11 protein-coding genes are annotated in these 13,438 nt (G+C 49.7%); 1 reads left to right on the top strand and 10 read right to left on the bottom strand.

Going from position 1 to position 13,438, the window contains the following annotated elements; translation table 11 throughout:
- Positions 1–138 precede the first annotated feature (138 nt).
- From KTH90_RS20840 to KTH90_RS20800, 9 genes are all read right to left on the bottom strand, one after another.
- Positions 139–1,458, bottom strand: a complete 1,320-nt coding sequence (locus KTH90_RS20840) for a hypothetical protein (protein ID WP_238727424.1) — start codon at positions 1,456–1,458, stop codon at positions 139–141.
- 61 nt (positions 1,459–1,519) lie between these two features.
- Entirely contained in the window at positions 1,520–2,125 is a 606-nt protein-coding gene (locus tag KTH90_RS20835) for a hypothetical protein (RefSeq protein ID WP_238727423.1), read from the bottom strand.
- A 1-nt stretch (position 2,126) separates the two neighbouring features.
- Complete coding sequence (locus KTH90_RS20830) at positions 2,127–3,479, bottom strand: FAD-dependent oxidoreductase (protein ID WP_158353565.1); 1,353 nt, start codon at positions 3,477–3,479, stop codon at positions 2,127–2,129.
- Between the two features lie 67 nt (positions 3,480–3,546).
- The gene (locus KTH90_RS20825; RefSeq protein WP_158353567.1) at positions 3,547–5,034 is read right to left on the bottom strand and encodes a DUF4127 family protein; all 1,488 of its coding nucleotides are present in this window, start codon (positions 5,032–5,034) and stop codon (positions 3,547–3,549) included.
- The gene (locus KTH90_RS20820) at positions 5,031–5,759 is read right to left on the bottom strand and encodes a hypothetical protein (RefSeq protein WP_238727422.1); all 729 of its coding nucleotides are present in this window, start codon (positions 5,757–5,759) and stop codon (positions 5,031–5,033) included. Before KTH90_RS20820 ends, KTH90_RS20825 begins: the two co-directional genes overlap by 4 nt.
- Positions 5,760–5,767: 8 nt before the next feature.
- Complete coding sequence (locus KTH90_RS20815) at positions 5,768–7,921, bottom strand: hydantoinase/oxoprolinase family protein (protein ID WP_158353569.1); 2,154 nt, start codon at positions 7,919–7,921, stop codon at positions 5,768–5,770.
- 69 nt (positions 7,922–7,990) lie between these two features.
- Complete coding sequence (locus KTH90_RS20810; RefSeq protein ID WP_158353571.1) at positions 7,991–9,283, bottom strand: transporter permease; 1,293 nt, start codon at positions 9,281–9,283, stop codon at positions 7,991–7,993.
- 51 nt (positions 9,284–9,334) lie between these two features.
- A complete protein-coding gene (locus tag KTH90_RS20805) occupies positions 9,335–10,252 on the bottom strand; it encodes an ROK family protein (RefSeq protein WP_158353572.1) in 918 nt (305 codons plus the stop codon).
- 698 nt (positions 10,253–10,950) lie between these two features.
- A complete protein-coding gene (locus KTH90_RS20800; protein WP_158353574.1) occupies positions 10,951–11,547 on the bottom strand; it encodes a sugar O-acetyltransferase in 597 nt (198 codons plus the stop codon).
- A 183-nt stretch (positions 11,548–11,730) separates the two neighbouring features.
- Here KTH90_RS20800 and KTH90_RS25600 point away from each other — a divergent pair, with 183 nt between their 5' ends.
- On the top strand, positions 11,731–12,036 hold the full coding sequence (locus tag KTH90_RS25600) for a hypothetical protein (protein WP_330656141.1): 306 nt from the start codon (positions 11,731–11,733) through the stop codon (positions 12,034–12,036).
- Between the two features lie 99 nt (positions 12,037–12,135).
- Here KTH90_RS25600 and tuf read toward each other — a convergent pair whose 3' ends face one another.
- The gene (gene tuf, locus KTH90_RS20790; RefSeq protein WP_158353576.1) at positions 12,136–13,329 is read right to left on the bottom strand and encodes an elongation factor Tu; all 1,194 of its coding nucleotides are present in this window, start codon (positions 13,327–13,329) and stop codon (positions 12,136–12,138) included.
- Positions 13,330–13,438 lie beyond the last annotated feature (109 nt).

Genomic DNA, 13,438 nt, shown 5'->3' with positions numbered 1-13,438 from the left:
ACAATTTGATCATTTTCCAAGATATTATCAGATCCCGATTCTTTAAAGTATGAAATCTTAGCTGTATTTCCATCAGCCCCTGCAGTATTCCGGTATTATCCTATATCTTTCATTCTATATCTGTTTGACAACAATCTCTTAGTTTGGATAGCGAAGGTAAAGCCGAATATTGGTCCAGCCCGCTACCGGAGACACCGTTTTATCCGTGACACCCTGTATGGTCGGGCATTCCTGCCAGGTCTGCCCAAAATCATCTGAGGCAACAAAGTAAGTGGACGCGTCCAGATTCCCCGGTATATTTCGCGGCGTAATATATTCTGCGAACAGCGGCGCAACACCTTCCCATACCGGATCGTAGCTCACATGCCCGTCGATGACATAATCCGGGTTGTACAGATCATTTGCGTCAGCCCCCACGTGGGCTATGATTCCCCATTGATCTCTTCCGATAAAGGAATCCTGTCCCAGGTCATAACTTAAGTACTTGGCATGATTCGCCGGCACGAACTGAAAACCGCCCCGCAGTCCGGAATCATGGGTAAATCCCACCTTTGGAGAAGTGGAGAAGCAGATCACCCCGGGATGTGCCGCGCGCAGGCGCCCTACCTCCGCGTATTCACTGCCTGTGAACCTTCCGGTTCCCTGAACACGCTGAATCACGTCCGCGATATATTTGACCGTATCGTTAGGATAATGAACGGTCACATGCCCGTTGCCGATCTTCGTAATACCACCCACCGTATCGCCGGCTGCCCAGTTCTCGAACTCTATGTAATCCGGGGACCCGTTTACTGTGGAGGCCTGATACACTTCGATCAGCAGCCGCTTGGGAATCTGCTTGGTATAGTCTCCCTGGAAATAATTGTCCAGAGTCTCCCAGGTTCCGCCCGCATTCAGATATTTCACCGGGTTCCCCACATAGGGCGCACAGGAACCGCCAAAGATGTTTGTCCCGCCAGGGACCGAAGTGTAGATCATCGCATCGCTGTAGCTGCCATTGGCGTGGTCATAATCCTCTTTGATTCCGACACTGATCTGCTTGGGTTTCCATGCTCCGGCGTTAAGCGGATCATAGCTGGCCGCCGGTCCCATTTTCAGATGCATGGCATTGGCCCCGGCCGCAGTGACGCAGGAAAACGTTCCGTCTATGGCTTTATCATAGTGGGCAGCCCAAAAACCATCGCTGGAGTCTTTCGCGGTCAGGGCCGGGCGGTATACTGTCCCGATCACGGTGTGCTTCCCTTCCAGATCCACATAACTTACGGATCCGTTGGCGTAATTTTCGATATAGATCTTATGCTTCAATGTAAAAGACGCTTCGTTCTCCTCCGCCGCTTCAGGGGGAATAGCCGCATTCGTGTAATTATTGGATTCCGCCATTACCGGCATCGCCATGCATATGGTCAGAACGAAAGCAAGCATTGTAGATTTTAACGCAGATTTTAATGATTTTATCATTTTAAACTCCTCCAATCCATCATTCATTGTTTTGCTTTACCCATTCATTGTTTTGCTTTACCTATTCATTGTTTCGCTTTATCCATAGATAATCAATCATCTGGCAGCAGTATCCGGGCATCTGTTCATTGACAAACGCGAACGCCCCGATCTCCCGGAAAACTGGCATACACCTGCGGCCGTATCTCCCCCGAAGCCATGCATCTGCCGGCCGTTCCTTCGTTTCTTCCAGATGATGAAAGGTCTCGTGCAGAAGTATAGCGGTATCGATCTGCCTTTTATCCCCAACCCATTCATACGCGTGCGGCAAGGCCAGCAGCCGCTGCGCGAAATGATCGTCCCAATGTATTTCTCTGCTTTCCGGTTCATAATAAGCCTTGGGCGCATTTTCCCTCCGGTCAGCTTCCGTATACGGCACGATACTTTCCACCCCCAGCTCTATAACCGCCGCCGTAATATCTTCCTGACCGACAGGATACCTGTCCGCCATACTCCGCCCGTATTCCACAGCCCCACTGTAGAAGGCTTCCATCACCTCTGCAGGTATACGTGCAAATACGGGTGAAGAAAGCCAGAGAGTAAAATCCAGATTCCTTGCTTCCCGGTATATTTCAGGTGCCTTCCTGTCACAGCCAGCTCTTATCCGGCATACTTCAGATGCCTTCATATCACAGCCAGCTCTTTCCCGGCACCGCCCCCTGAGCCAGCAGTTTTTTCTGCAGTTCACCAACATCCACCTGGGCAAGTGACTGACTGTTCTTAACCCCGATGGCCGCGGCCGCCCCCGCCGCTTCACCCAGAGCCATGGCCGTGGCTGAGATCCGCGCCGATGCCAGCGCCTCGTGTGTGGCGGAAATGCAGCGTCCTGTAGCCAGCAGGTTTTTTAGCTTTTTCGGAACCATAACACCATAGGGGATATCATAGCAGCAGGCCTTCGCTTTCCTCATCCAGTTCAGTTCATTTCCCACAGGATCGTGAATATCCACAGGCCATGCGCAGACCGCCACACTCCGGTCACTGACGGCATTGTTCAGCACATCATCCAGCTCCAGCGTCTCGATTCCCACGATACGCCGGCTTTCCCTGACTCCGGTAACGGACGCCACCACCCTGAGATAGCAGTTCTGGAACCCGGGTATATAATTCTGGAAGAAGCGCAGGATCTCATCCACCTGCTTATGGGCTTCGAACTCAGCTGCCGTCAGGTCTTTTGCGTTAACGCCGGACAGCTTGGTAACCCTCGTCATATTCACCAGGACCTCCCCCTCATGGACCCCCTGGAAGAACAGCACCCGGTCTCTTGGCAGGGTCAGCTCTCCTTTTTCCTGAGCCTCGGTCACCAGATTGAAGAACCCGGATACCGCGAGATACTTCCTGAGATCACATTTTTTATTCAGAATAAACTGCTCCGGATTCTTCTCGACATAATCCACCGTCTCCGGCAGATTCACTCCCCCCACCGTGAACATCAGTGTCATGGGCTGCGTCATTCCGTCGCGGCTTCGCCCCAGCACACAGTCCGCCCCGCATGCCACAGCCAGATCCCCGTCGCCTGTGGCATCGATAAAGGTCTTGGCCTGATACACCGTCTTACCGCTTTTATTCAATACTGTGACACTTTTCACCACACCGTCTTCGCACTGCGCAGATTCCAGCACCGTATACAGCAGGGTTTTAATGTTCGGTTCTTCCGCAAGCATCTCGAAATAGACCAATTTTAACATCTCCGGGTCAATAGGCGTAATGGTCGAGACCATGCCGATCGGGTCCGGGATATGTCCCAGGGTAGCCCCCCTTTTGGCCAGCCGGTCTACGATCTCCTGCGCCAGCCCTTTTACTACCTGCTTCTCCCCCGCATGGAAGGTCATAAGAGGGCATACCATACCGCTGGTATTCATACCGCCCGGACAGCCATTACGATCGATCAATAGTACCTTCATGCCATTCCGCGCGGCGCTAAGGGCTGCGGTCATCCCTCCGGGTCCGGCTCCTGCGACAATCACATCATAGATTCTCTTCACAACAACAACCCCTTTATCCTTTCTTATTTCACTTCTAACGATAAAGCAACTCAACTGGGAGGAACGATCACTTGTCTGCTATTACTTCTGCCTCAAAGACCCGCGGCCAGGGAAGACGAATCGAAAACTCCGGCAGCTTTCCTGCAAATACCGCCTCAAAGTCAGTCCGGTGCATCTGCACTGCCTGTTCTAACAGCTTCTCTGCCCCTTTTGAATCTTTCAGACACCATACATCTTCCCCGGACCCAGCCAGCCGTTCTGAAAACGTCTGCCGGACGGCCGCCTGGTAGAGCAGATCATCCAAAAGGCGCTCTGCCGTAAAACGCTGGTTGTCCTCCGTATTATGGCCGCGGCAGGCCAGAATCTGTGCCAGGATCGTACCGAGAGAGTTCCCTGCCGTATTCCAGGCCGCGTACCCGCACAATCTGTCCGGCTCCGTCATCCGGGCCAGCTGCTTCATGAACCGGAGGTCCCCTCCGTTGGCATAGCTTACATCCAGCAGATAACAGGGATTCCCCTGATTGATCAAAGAGGCGGCTCTTTGGGCCATAGCCTCGTATTCTTCTTGTGTATAACTATCCGGGTTCTCCCATTTCGGGCAGTAATCGCCCTGTACCGACCTGGGCGGAAGAATCAGGAGGCATTGATCCGCTTCTTTTGTTTCGCGTATTCCCGCTGCCCGCATGTGGCTTTTGAGATTCTCTGTGAACGGACGGTCCTCATACTTTGCTGTAAAACCGCGGTTTTCCCACAGCCACTCTATGCGTATATCCATCCCTACGCCGCTATCCATCCCGGTCCCTGCGCTAAGCGCATAGAGAACCAGCTCCATGCCGGCTTCGTCCGTCCCATTGTGCAGAAACACCTTCTCCTGCAAACTGGACTCTCTCACAGCCTCACGGATCTCATTTTGTTCCAGAACCTGCAGACCCAGGGTGGAACAATCCTCCTGCAGGATCAGCAGCCGCTCAAATACCCCTGCCTTCGCCAGGCGGACACATTCCATATTTACCATATGGTTTCTCTGACGCGCCAGAAGGAACTCCTCCAGTACAGAGGCAGGAATTTTTGCTTCCAGCAGCTCAAGGTTCTTTTCCGCCTGTTTTTGCTTCTCTCCTTTTTCCGTTATGGCCGCATACTTAAGGCCGGAATAGCGCGCGATCTGTTCCCACCATATTTGGCTATTTCGGCTTAACGTACTCACCGTTGTGCGCATTAAGACATTGGAAGCGTAGATCTTAAGCTGGGGACTTCGCTCTTTCAGCCGTTCCAGCCGAATCAGGGATCGCTTTGCCTGATCCGCCGGACAGCTGCCGCCTCTGGAGGCAATCAGTCCCCCATAAACCAGCTGCTCCACGGATAATATCAGGATATGGGCATCTGCTGTCTCCCGTTCTAACCAGGACCATATTTCTTCTGTCTGGGAAGGCGTTTTGAAATAGTCCATCCGGTTTTCCGGAGGTACCGTCAGTGTACATCCCCTAAGCGCCGCCAGCTGCCTGGGAAACAGGCTCGTGCAGGGCCGGGAATCCAGCGGCAGGAAACAGATTTTCATAGGCTCACCTGCAGCTTATCGATCGCCTCCCGGAACGCGGACACGCTGCGGGCGATACTGTCCTTCGTCTTCCCGGTTACCACCGCGCCGATCATCACCGCCTTAGCCCCGCAGCGCTGCAGTGCGGCTGTTTCCTCCGGCAGGACCGCCCGCTGTGTGGGAATCACTACCGGGAGTTCCGTATTGGAACAGATCGTGTAATATTCCATCAGCTCTTTCGCTGAGAGCGGCTGTCCGTAAGTATCCGGCTGCATCACAGATGCTTCCAGAACATGCGCTCCGATTTTATCCAGCGCGCGCACTTCGTCCGTTGTGTATTCGGAATCGAGGGCTATCATATTTAACATAAGGCCGCTCTCCAGAATCTCAAGGGGCGTGTGCTTCGCGTATAAGGATACGAATTCGAAGCCCGCCTCCGCCGCAGCACGGTAATCCTGCCGGGCTTTTTCCAGGTTTCCGCCCGCCACCAGCCCGCAGGGGCCTTTGGCCTCCTGAAGGATCTGAAGCAGCGCCTCTTTTTCTTCTTCAAAGCTTCCAAAATGAGTCTTGCTGGCATGATGATCCACGTTTATATGCACCTTCACCACATCCGCCCCATATTCCCAGGCGGTCCGGGCCAGTTCCGGATCATTGGCGGGAAGGCTCATGATCAGAGTCATGCTGTTCTTTTGTAACATATCCAAATAACGGGTATTCATATTATTCGCGATTCCTTTCCAAGGCATATGCCTTCTCATTTTCGGGTCCTGACCACGCACACAACCGGTTCTTCCTCCTCCAGTCCCTGCAATTCGATACGGATCAGGCCTTTTAACTGATCGAAATCCAGAATACTGGAATAATCGGCGATACGGCTTTTGTATAGAAGAAAGACTTCCGGCAATATCATGCCCACATCATTGTAAGTGGCCTTATCTTCAATAAATTCTGCAATCCCCGCCTGCGCGTTCTTCACGCAGGTCTGCTTCACATAGCCATGATTTACCTGCAGCTTCACCACACCATAATCATCCAATATACGGTAATCCAGCTCTTTCGACGACAGCAGGCCGAACAGCTTTTTCTTCTCCCGGCACCGTTCAAATACGGTCAGCCCATTGGTCTTTTGGGCCGCGCGGATCTCCCCTTCCGGTGATTTAAAGGCCTGTGCCGCTTTTTCCAGCAGCTCTTCATCTGATGCCGGCTTAAGATCCGCCGCATCTTTATCCATCTGGAACGCTCCGGTAACGATGGCCCGCAGAATATTTTTCGAATGTTCCACCTCTGTCTGGACTTCGATTGTAGCGGGATCAGCTCCCATGCTCTCCAGCCGGCCGATGGCCTCCTTGCGTATCGACAGAATATCCTGTTCCGTGGGCTCCACGACGGTCCGCTCCACACTGTCTCTTAACATGGCAAGCGCCGCTCCTATGGCCGATATCACTTCCGCCTTCCGGGCAATGAGATATTTCATCTCCATCTTTTTGCTGAGCCACGGCACCACGGCGGTAGAACCTCCGCCGCCACCCACCAGGGAGACCAGGTCCCGGTCCAGCTCATATTCTTCTAATAGCGCCTCGGCTACCGGCCGCACCTTCAACATGGCTTTGTCCAGGATATCCCGGGCCAGAGCTTCCGCGCTGGTCTGAAATTGTCCGGCCAGCTGATCGAATGCTTTTCTCACAGCTTCTTCATGAGAATAGGCATAATCTCCCGGCTTCGTCATCCCCGCCACGATGGAAGCATCGGTCAGGGTTACGGCAAACCGCTTTCCTTTTTCATTCACCGCAACCAGATAATCCCCGGGGTCCATGGGCATGGGCTGGATCAGCTCAGGGCGGATGTCCGCGATCTCTTCTTCCCCGCTGAAAGCCAGATAACCCAGCCCTGCGATATGGGCGCTTCGCGGGCCCACATCGATCACCTTCGTGCCGTCCATGCGGACCATGGAGCCGCCCCCTATTCCCACAGTACGGGAATCCAGCGTTTTCAGGTAGGTCAGATGGCCGCCCACATTGGCGCTCTTGATCATGGCCTTACCATTTTTGATAGCGGAAATATCCGTGCTGGTACCGCCCACTTCCAGAAAGATTCCATCTGAGACCTTAGCAAACATCAGCGCGGCCGCTATCCCTGCGGCCGGTCCCGAGAGCATCGTCAGGATCGGGCGCTGCTTCATCTGAACCAGATCCATTACTCCGCCGTCACTTCTCATGATCATCAGCGGCGCTTTGATCCCGCTCTTCTTAATACTCTCATCTGTCAGTTCCGCCGTGGCAGTCATCTTTGGCAGAATACTGGCATTCACCACCGCCGTACGCGTGCGCACCTTCAGCCCATACAGCTGGGAAATCTCGTGGCTGGCAGTTGCGGGCAGTCCGTTTTCGGCCGCCACCGCTGTCACCGTCTGTTCGTTCTCCACATTGTCCACGCTGAAAGCCTCGCTGGCCACGATCACCTGGCAGCCTTCCGCTTTCATCTTCTGTACCGCCGTCTCCACCTGTTCCCTGGTAAACACTTTTGGGTCCGAGTTCAGATATATATGGCTGGTCTGAAGAAATTTGCCCGGGCTTAATTCTAGGCTCTTAATCTGTGTATCTGATTTTGCTTTTACTGCCTCCAGCCCCTTCCCCATGCCCACGATCCCTACCTTTGAGACATCTCCTTCCAGCAGGGCGTTGGTGGCCTGGGTGGTACTGTGGGCTACAAAACAGACTTCTTCGGGTGTCGCATCGGACTTCTCTATCACTTCCTGAAAGACCTTTATAATCCCCTCGGACACAGAGCTTTCTGCGGTGTGTGTGGTAGGCGTGACCGCATGGGCGATCACCTGGTTTCCCGGGAGTTCTACAGCCACTGCGTGGGTAAAGGTCCCACCCACATCGATCCCGATCCTTAAGTTTCTCATGCTGCTAATCCTCCATTTTCAAATGGAAGAGCAATGCTGCGTTCCGATTGCCCTTCCATCTCCCATCATTTAGAAATACATAACACCGGCCACAATCAATCCGACTATGGCTGCCACCCATACATACGGCAGCGTCTTACGCAGAATATCATTTACATCCGTTCCGGTAGCCGCGGCGGTCCACACATTGTGTGTATTGGTGGGATCGCAGATGCCCTGCAGCTGTCCCGTAGCCATCAGAGCGGCCATCAAAGCCATGCCGGACAATTTTCCGGTAGCCATCATCACAGCACCGATTCCAAGTCCAAGCCCCCACACATTCAGAGGTCCTCGGTACAGTGCTAACGGCGCCAAAATGGCAAAGAAGATCACATACACAAATGCGTTCGAGGGCAGTATCGCTGCCAGTGCCGGCCCGATATGGGCGGTGACTCTGGCGTCCATCACTACCATAAGCAGCATGCCGATTCCGATAATCAGGAATATAGCTCCTGCGGAATCCGCGATACCCTGGGTAACGGATTTGGTCAGTTCTTTCATGGTATCCCTGTTGATCGTCGTGATCATACAGTATATAATCGCTGTCACAAACCCGGCAATAATATCAATCTTGAATCCCAACACCATAACCAGCGGTATAAGAGGTGTCAACATAGCGAGAATGTTAACCTTACGTGCGGGAGCTTCTTCCGGCTGCGCGGGGGCTGCCCACGCAAGCTTCTTTTTCCCGAACAGTTTTCCGTCGAACTTGGTCTGGATCACCACAAACAGAATTCCCATGATGACAAAGATAATGCCCAGCGGCCAGGCGAATTTACGGATCTCATCCGCGCTCAGTCCGAACGCGTCGATATACAGGCCCCAGTTAGCCATATTGAAAATACCGCCGGTGCTAAGGGCCAGCAGTAAGATGCATCCCGCCCCCAGGGAACTGATTCCAACGGATGTCATAATCGGCAGTACGATGGTTCCGATCATAATTACGGAGCCCAAACCGCCCAGTGTGGTAAACAGAACGCTTAACACCAGGAAAAAGGAAATTCCCAGTACCAGGGGCCGGTCACCGGCCAGTTCGGATACCTTGCGTACCAATGCCTGCGCAATCCCCACATTTTTTACATACTGTGCCAGGATCGCGCCGAATATCAGCATCATCATGGCAGAGCCCAGACGAACAGGGCCGTTTACAAACAGCAGTGTGATGATCCCAGGTTCTTCAGCACTGACATCCATAAACGGGATGCCGGAGACCAGGGCGATCAGGAACGCCATCAGCGGTAATGCGAATAGGGCAGACAGCTTTTTCGTGTACATCAGTACACACATGGCTACAAAAATAACAATAATTAATGCAGTAATCATAAAAACCCTCCTCTTTTAGATGAATACAGTTTTTAGCATTTATACATTACATCAGAGCATAAAATAGATCGACTGGAACCATTCCTTCTGTGCCACTGCCGCCATTCCAACCGGGATCGTGTCTTCTGTCTCCGGAAAACAGACGACTTTCTCGGGTATGGCCTGTGCCAGTTTCAGCAGCTCTATTTTACGTTCTTCTGTTCGGTATCCAATAAAAACCTTCGACAAATCCAGAAAATGAACCAGCGTCTCCGCTGACTGTATCAAATTTTCCGGCTCCTTCATTCTGCCTGTATAATTCCGGTGCCCCCGACAGATCTGCCCGTCAAGTACAAGTGCCACCTTCTGTGCCACGGATTCATAGCAGCACAGATAGTTATTGAGCCCGCAGGCCCTGCCCATGACTCCCTCCCGGACGGCGGCGCCGTTGACCCGGTGATCCAAATATGTAAAAATCAGAAATTGACGTTCAATGATCTCTTTTAGATGGACGTAATGCCAGTTACATACGTCACAATGGCGTATCACCTGTTCTTTGTGGTCAATCTGTGCGTCCAGGCCGATTCCGATTCCCAGGACATGAGAACATCCGGCTATGGTCTGTTCCAGAGCGCCGGTCAGCAGATCGATCACCGGCTGTGAGCCGTCTATCCCCCAGCTATACCGCTGCAGAATATTATTCTCGCAGTCCGTTACCACCAGGGTCAGTTCCCCCTCTTTGATATCCACACCGATGAATTCTCCGTAATCCTTATTCAGCCGGTAAATCGTAGAGCGTCTCCCGCCTATGGAATCCTCCATCCCTGCGCATACCAACAGATTCAGCTTCAGAAGGCTGTTCACGGTGGAGGATACGGTAGAGTTGCTCAGTCCCGTCCACTGTACTAGTTCCGCTTTTGTAGCCTTCTGTTTCGAAAACAGACATACCAAAATGTTCGTCAGGTTCTTAATCTTTAACTGGTCCAGCATACGTTATCATCTCCGGTAGGAACTTTTTACGAAGCTCGTAAAAAGTATTTGTGAGTTGATTATAACATTGTGGAAAAGCATCTGTCAATATCATCTCTGATAAAATATTAGCAAAAAATTATTTATGATGCTAATTTAATTCCCCTCCAGTATCTACGAATATATCCAATTCTTAAAATAATAACCTTATTCATCAAGTTAATAACCTCATAGAATATGTAATAATTCTTATAAGGCATGCAATGAATCTCCCTGGCTGGCCAGAACTTCATCATCAATCAATGCATGTCTCTCTGGAAATTCCTTTAGAGTAGCAATGGATTTTCTTAGACCTCTAACAAAATTCACACCTCATTTCTATCCTTTTTTAAGTATAACCGCATTATATACAACTGCAATATTTTCTCAAACTTTCAAAAAACACAAACCCCTGGAAACCGAAGTCTCCAGGGGCATTAGTATTATACCTTTGTTAAAATCACCTCTTAATTACTCTATGATCGTAGCAACACGGCCGGAACCAACGGTACGTCCGCCTTCACGGTATTGGAATGGCGTGTTTCTACGTTTTTTCTTTATCTTGCGGTGCAAAAATCCGCTGAAATACGCTGTTTTCTATACCGTATTTTTATTTGCTCGATTTCTTGGCACAGGGACACTTAATCCTGCTTCGTCACAACAAACTGAAATTGTTTACTTTAAACTTCTTCCCACCTTGGATATTTTTCCTTATCTTTTTCTGTGACCTCACGAAGCACTTTACAAGGATTCCCAACAGCTATTACATTAGAAGGAATATCTTTATCTACAACACTACCTGCACCAATAATTGTATTATCACCTATCGTGATGCCAGGAAGAACAGTAACATTGGCACCAATCCATACATTATCGCCAATATAAATCGGCAGAGCAATTTCTAATCCACTAGCTCTTTGTTCTGCATCTATTGCGTGTCCTGCAGTTGTAAATACACAATTAGGCGCAATAAATACGTTATCTCCAAAAGTAACTTTTGCTCCATCCAAAATAGTACAGTTATGATTAGTGTAGAAATTATTTCCAACAGATATATTGGTTCCATAATCACAATAAAACGGTGCCGTTATCACAATATCTCCTTTAATTTCACCCAAAATCCTATGCAGTAATATATTTTGCATTTCAATATCTGAAGGTTTACACAAATTAAATTCATAGCATAAGTCTGCACATCTTATTCGTGCATCTACAATGTTTTTATCGTAATTTGCATCATATAAATACCCGCTTTGTGCTTTTTCCCATTCTGTCATTTTATTACCTCCACAATTTTTTTACTTATTTTTTTATTATACCACTTCACTATTTCTTGTTCTATATAAATTTCCACAAACGGGGCTGTCGGTTAATAGACAGTCATGAATAGGGAGGGCAGCCAAAACGGGATTCCTTTTATGATTTCATAAATAATAATCCTGGATGACCTGAATTATCAATTGCTGCGACGTTTAAAAAAGGAAGGTCTGATCACCTTAGAAGCCCTCTTTATTGACGGAACAAAGATAGAAGCAAATGCAAACCGTTATACCTTTGTATGGCGCGGAACACTCAATTACCATCTGGCAGGACTGCTTGATACCATGGATTCTCTTTATACAAAGTACAATGCTCTTTTAGTAGAAAACGGATACAAGGAAACATACGGACTTGGCAATGCACAGATGTTTATCATGGAAGGCATGGACAAAGTGCGGAAAATAATTGCGGAGAATCGGAAACGGACAAAACATAAAAAACTATGAAACAACAGTATCACAAGCCTCTTTTGCAGAATTTTCCTGTCAAAAAAAGACCTCCGAGGAAATCCCCGGAAGTCTTGATTTTACTGTATTTATTCAATACTATTCAATGATTGTAGCAACACGGCCTGAACCTACAGTACGTCCGCCTTCACGGATAGCGAAGGTTAAACCTTGCTCCATAGCGATCGGGTGGATCAGCTCGATGCTCATCTCTACGTTATCGCCAGGCATACACATCTCTACGCCTTCCGGAAGATTTACAACACCGGTAACGTCTGTTGTTCTGAAGTAGAACTGAGGTCTGTAGTTGTTGAAGAAAGGAGTATGACGTCCACCTTCATCTTTCGTCAGAACGTAAACCTGAGCGGTAAATTTCTTATGGCATTTTACAGAGCCGGGTTTTGCAAGAACCTGTCCTCTTTCGATTTCAGTTCTCTGAACACCACGAAGCAGTGCGCCAATGTTATCACCAGCCTGGCCTTCGTCCAGTAATTTACGGAACATCTCGATACCAGTTACAACAGTCTTTCTGGACTCTTCTTTGATACCGATGATTTCAACTTCCTCGTTTACATGCAGGATACCACGCTCTACTCTACCAGTTGCAACAGTACCACGGCCGGTAATCGTAAATACGTCCTCTACAGGCATCAGGAAAGGTTTGTCAGTGTCACGCTGAGGATCGGGAACCCAGGAGTCAACAGCTTCCATTAACTCAAGGATCTTGTCGCCCCACTCGCTGGAGGGATCTTCCAGAGCTTTCAGAGCAGAACCTCTGATAACAGGTGTGTCATCGCCGGGGAACTCGTACTCGCTTAACAGATCTCTGATTTCCATCTCTACTAATTCAAGCAGCTCTTCGTCGTCTACCATGTCACATTTGTTCATGAATACAACGATATAAGGAACACCTACCTGACGGGACAGAAGGATATGCTCTTTCGTCTGAGCCATTACACCATCGGTAGCAGCTACAACCAGGATAGCGCCGTCCATCTGAGCAGCACCGGTGATCATGTTCTTAACGTAGTCAGCATGTCCGGGGCAGTCAACGTGAGCGTAGTGTCTGTTGGGGGTCTCATACTCAACGTGAGCGGTAGAGATCGTGATACCTCTTTCTCTCTCTTCAGGAGCTTTATCGATATTCTCGAAAGCTACCTCTTCGCCGGTACCATATCTTGCATGAAGAGTTTTGGTAATAGCAGCGGTCAGAGTAGTTTTACCATGGTCTACGTGACCGATGGTACCGATATTACAATGCGGTTTGGATCTTTCAAATTTAGCTTTAGCCATTTTAAAACGTCCTCCTTATAAATATCTTGCCTCACGGGCTTATTTTTACTGGTTTTTGGATACTAATCGGCTATTTTTGATTATATTTCATAACGGAAATAAATTCAAG

The organism is Diplocloster modestus (genome assembly GCF_019042245.1).
Lineage (GTDB): Bacteria > Bacillota > Clostridia > Lachnospirales > Lachnospiraceae > Diplocloster > Diplocloster modestus.
This window is presented reverse-complemented; position numbering and strand designations above follow the sequence as displayed.

What these genes read in the sequence shown, in the direction of transcription:
- KTH90_RS20840 (WP_238727424.1), bottom strand. Translation starts at nt 1,458, where the DNA reads ATGATAAAATCATTAAAATCTGCGTTAAAATCTACAATGCTTGCTTTC.
- KTH90_RS20835 (WP_238727423.1), bottom strand. Translation starts at nt 2,125, where the DNA reads ATGAAGGCATCTGAAGTATGCCGGATAAGAGCTGGCTGTGACAGGAAG.
- KTH90_RS20825 (WP_158353567.1), bottom strand. Translation starts at nt 5,034, where the DNA reads ATGAAAATCTGTTTCCTGCCGCTGGATTCCCGGCCCTGCACGAGCCTG.
- KTH90_RS20820 (WP_238727422.1), bottom strand. Translation starts at nt 5,759, where the DNA reads ATGCCTTGGAAAGGAATCGCGAATAATATGAATACCCGTTATTTGGAT.
- KTH90_RS20815 (WP_158353569.1), bottom strand. Translation starts at nt 7,921, where the DNA reads ATGAGAAACTTAAGGATCGGGATCGATGTGGGTGGGACCTTTACCCAC.
- KTH90_RS20810 (WP_158353571.1), bottom strand. Translation starts at nt 9,283, where the DNA reads ATGATTACTGCATTAATTATTGTTATTTTTGTAGCCATGTGTGTACTG.
- KTH90_RS20805 (WP_158353572.1), bottom strand. Translation starts at nt 10,252, where the DNA reads ATGCTGGACCAGTTAAAGATTAAGAACCTGACGAACATTTTGGTATGT.
- KTH90_RS20800 (WP_158353574.1), bottom strand. Translation starts at nt 11,547, where the DNA reads ATGACAGAATGGGAAAAAGCACAAAGCGGGTATTTATATGATGCAAAT.
- tuf (WP_158353576.1), bottom strand. Translation starts at nt 13,329, where the DNA reads ATGGCTAAAGCTAAATTTGAAAGATCCAAACCGCATTGTAATATCGGT.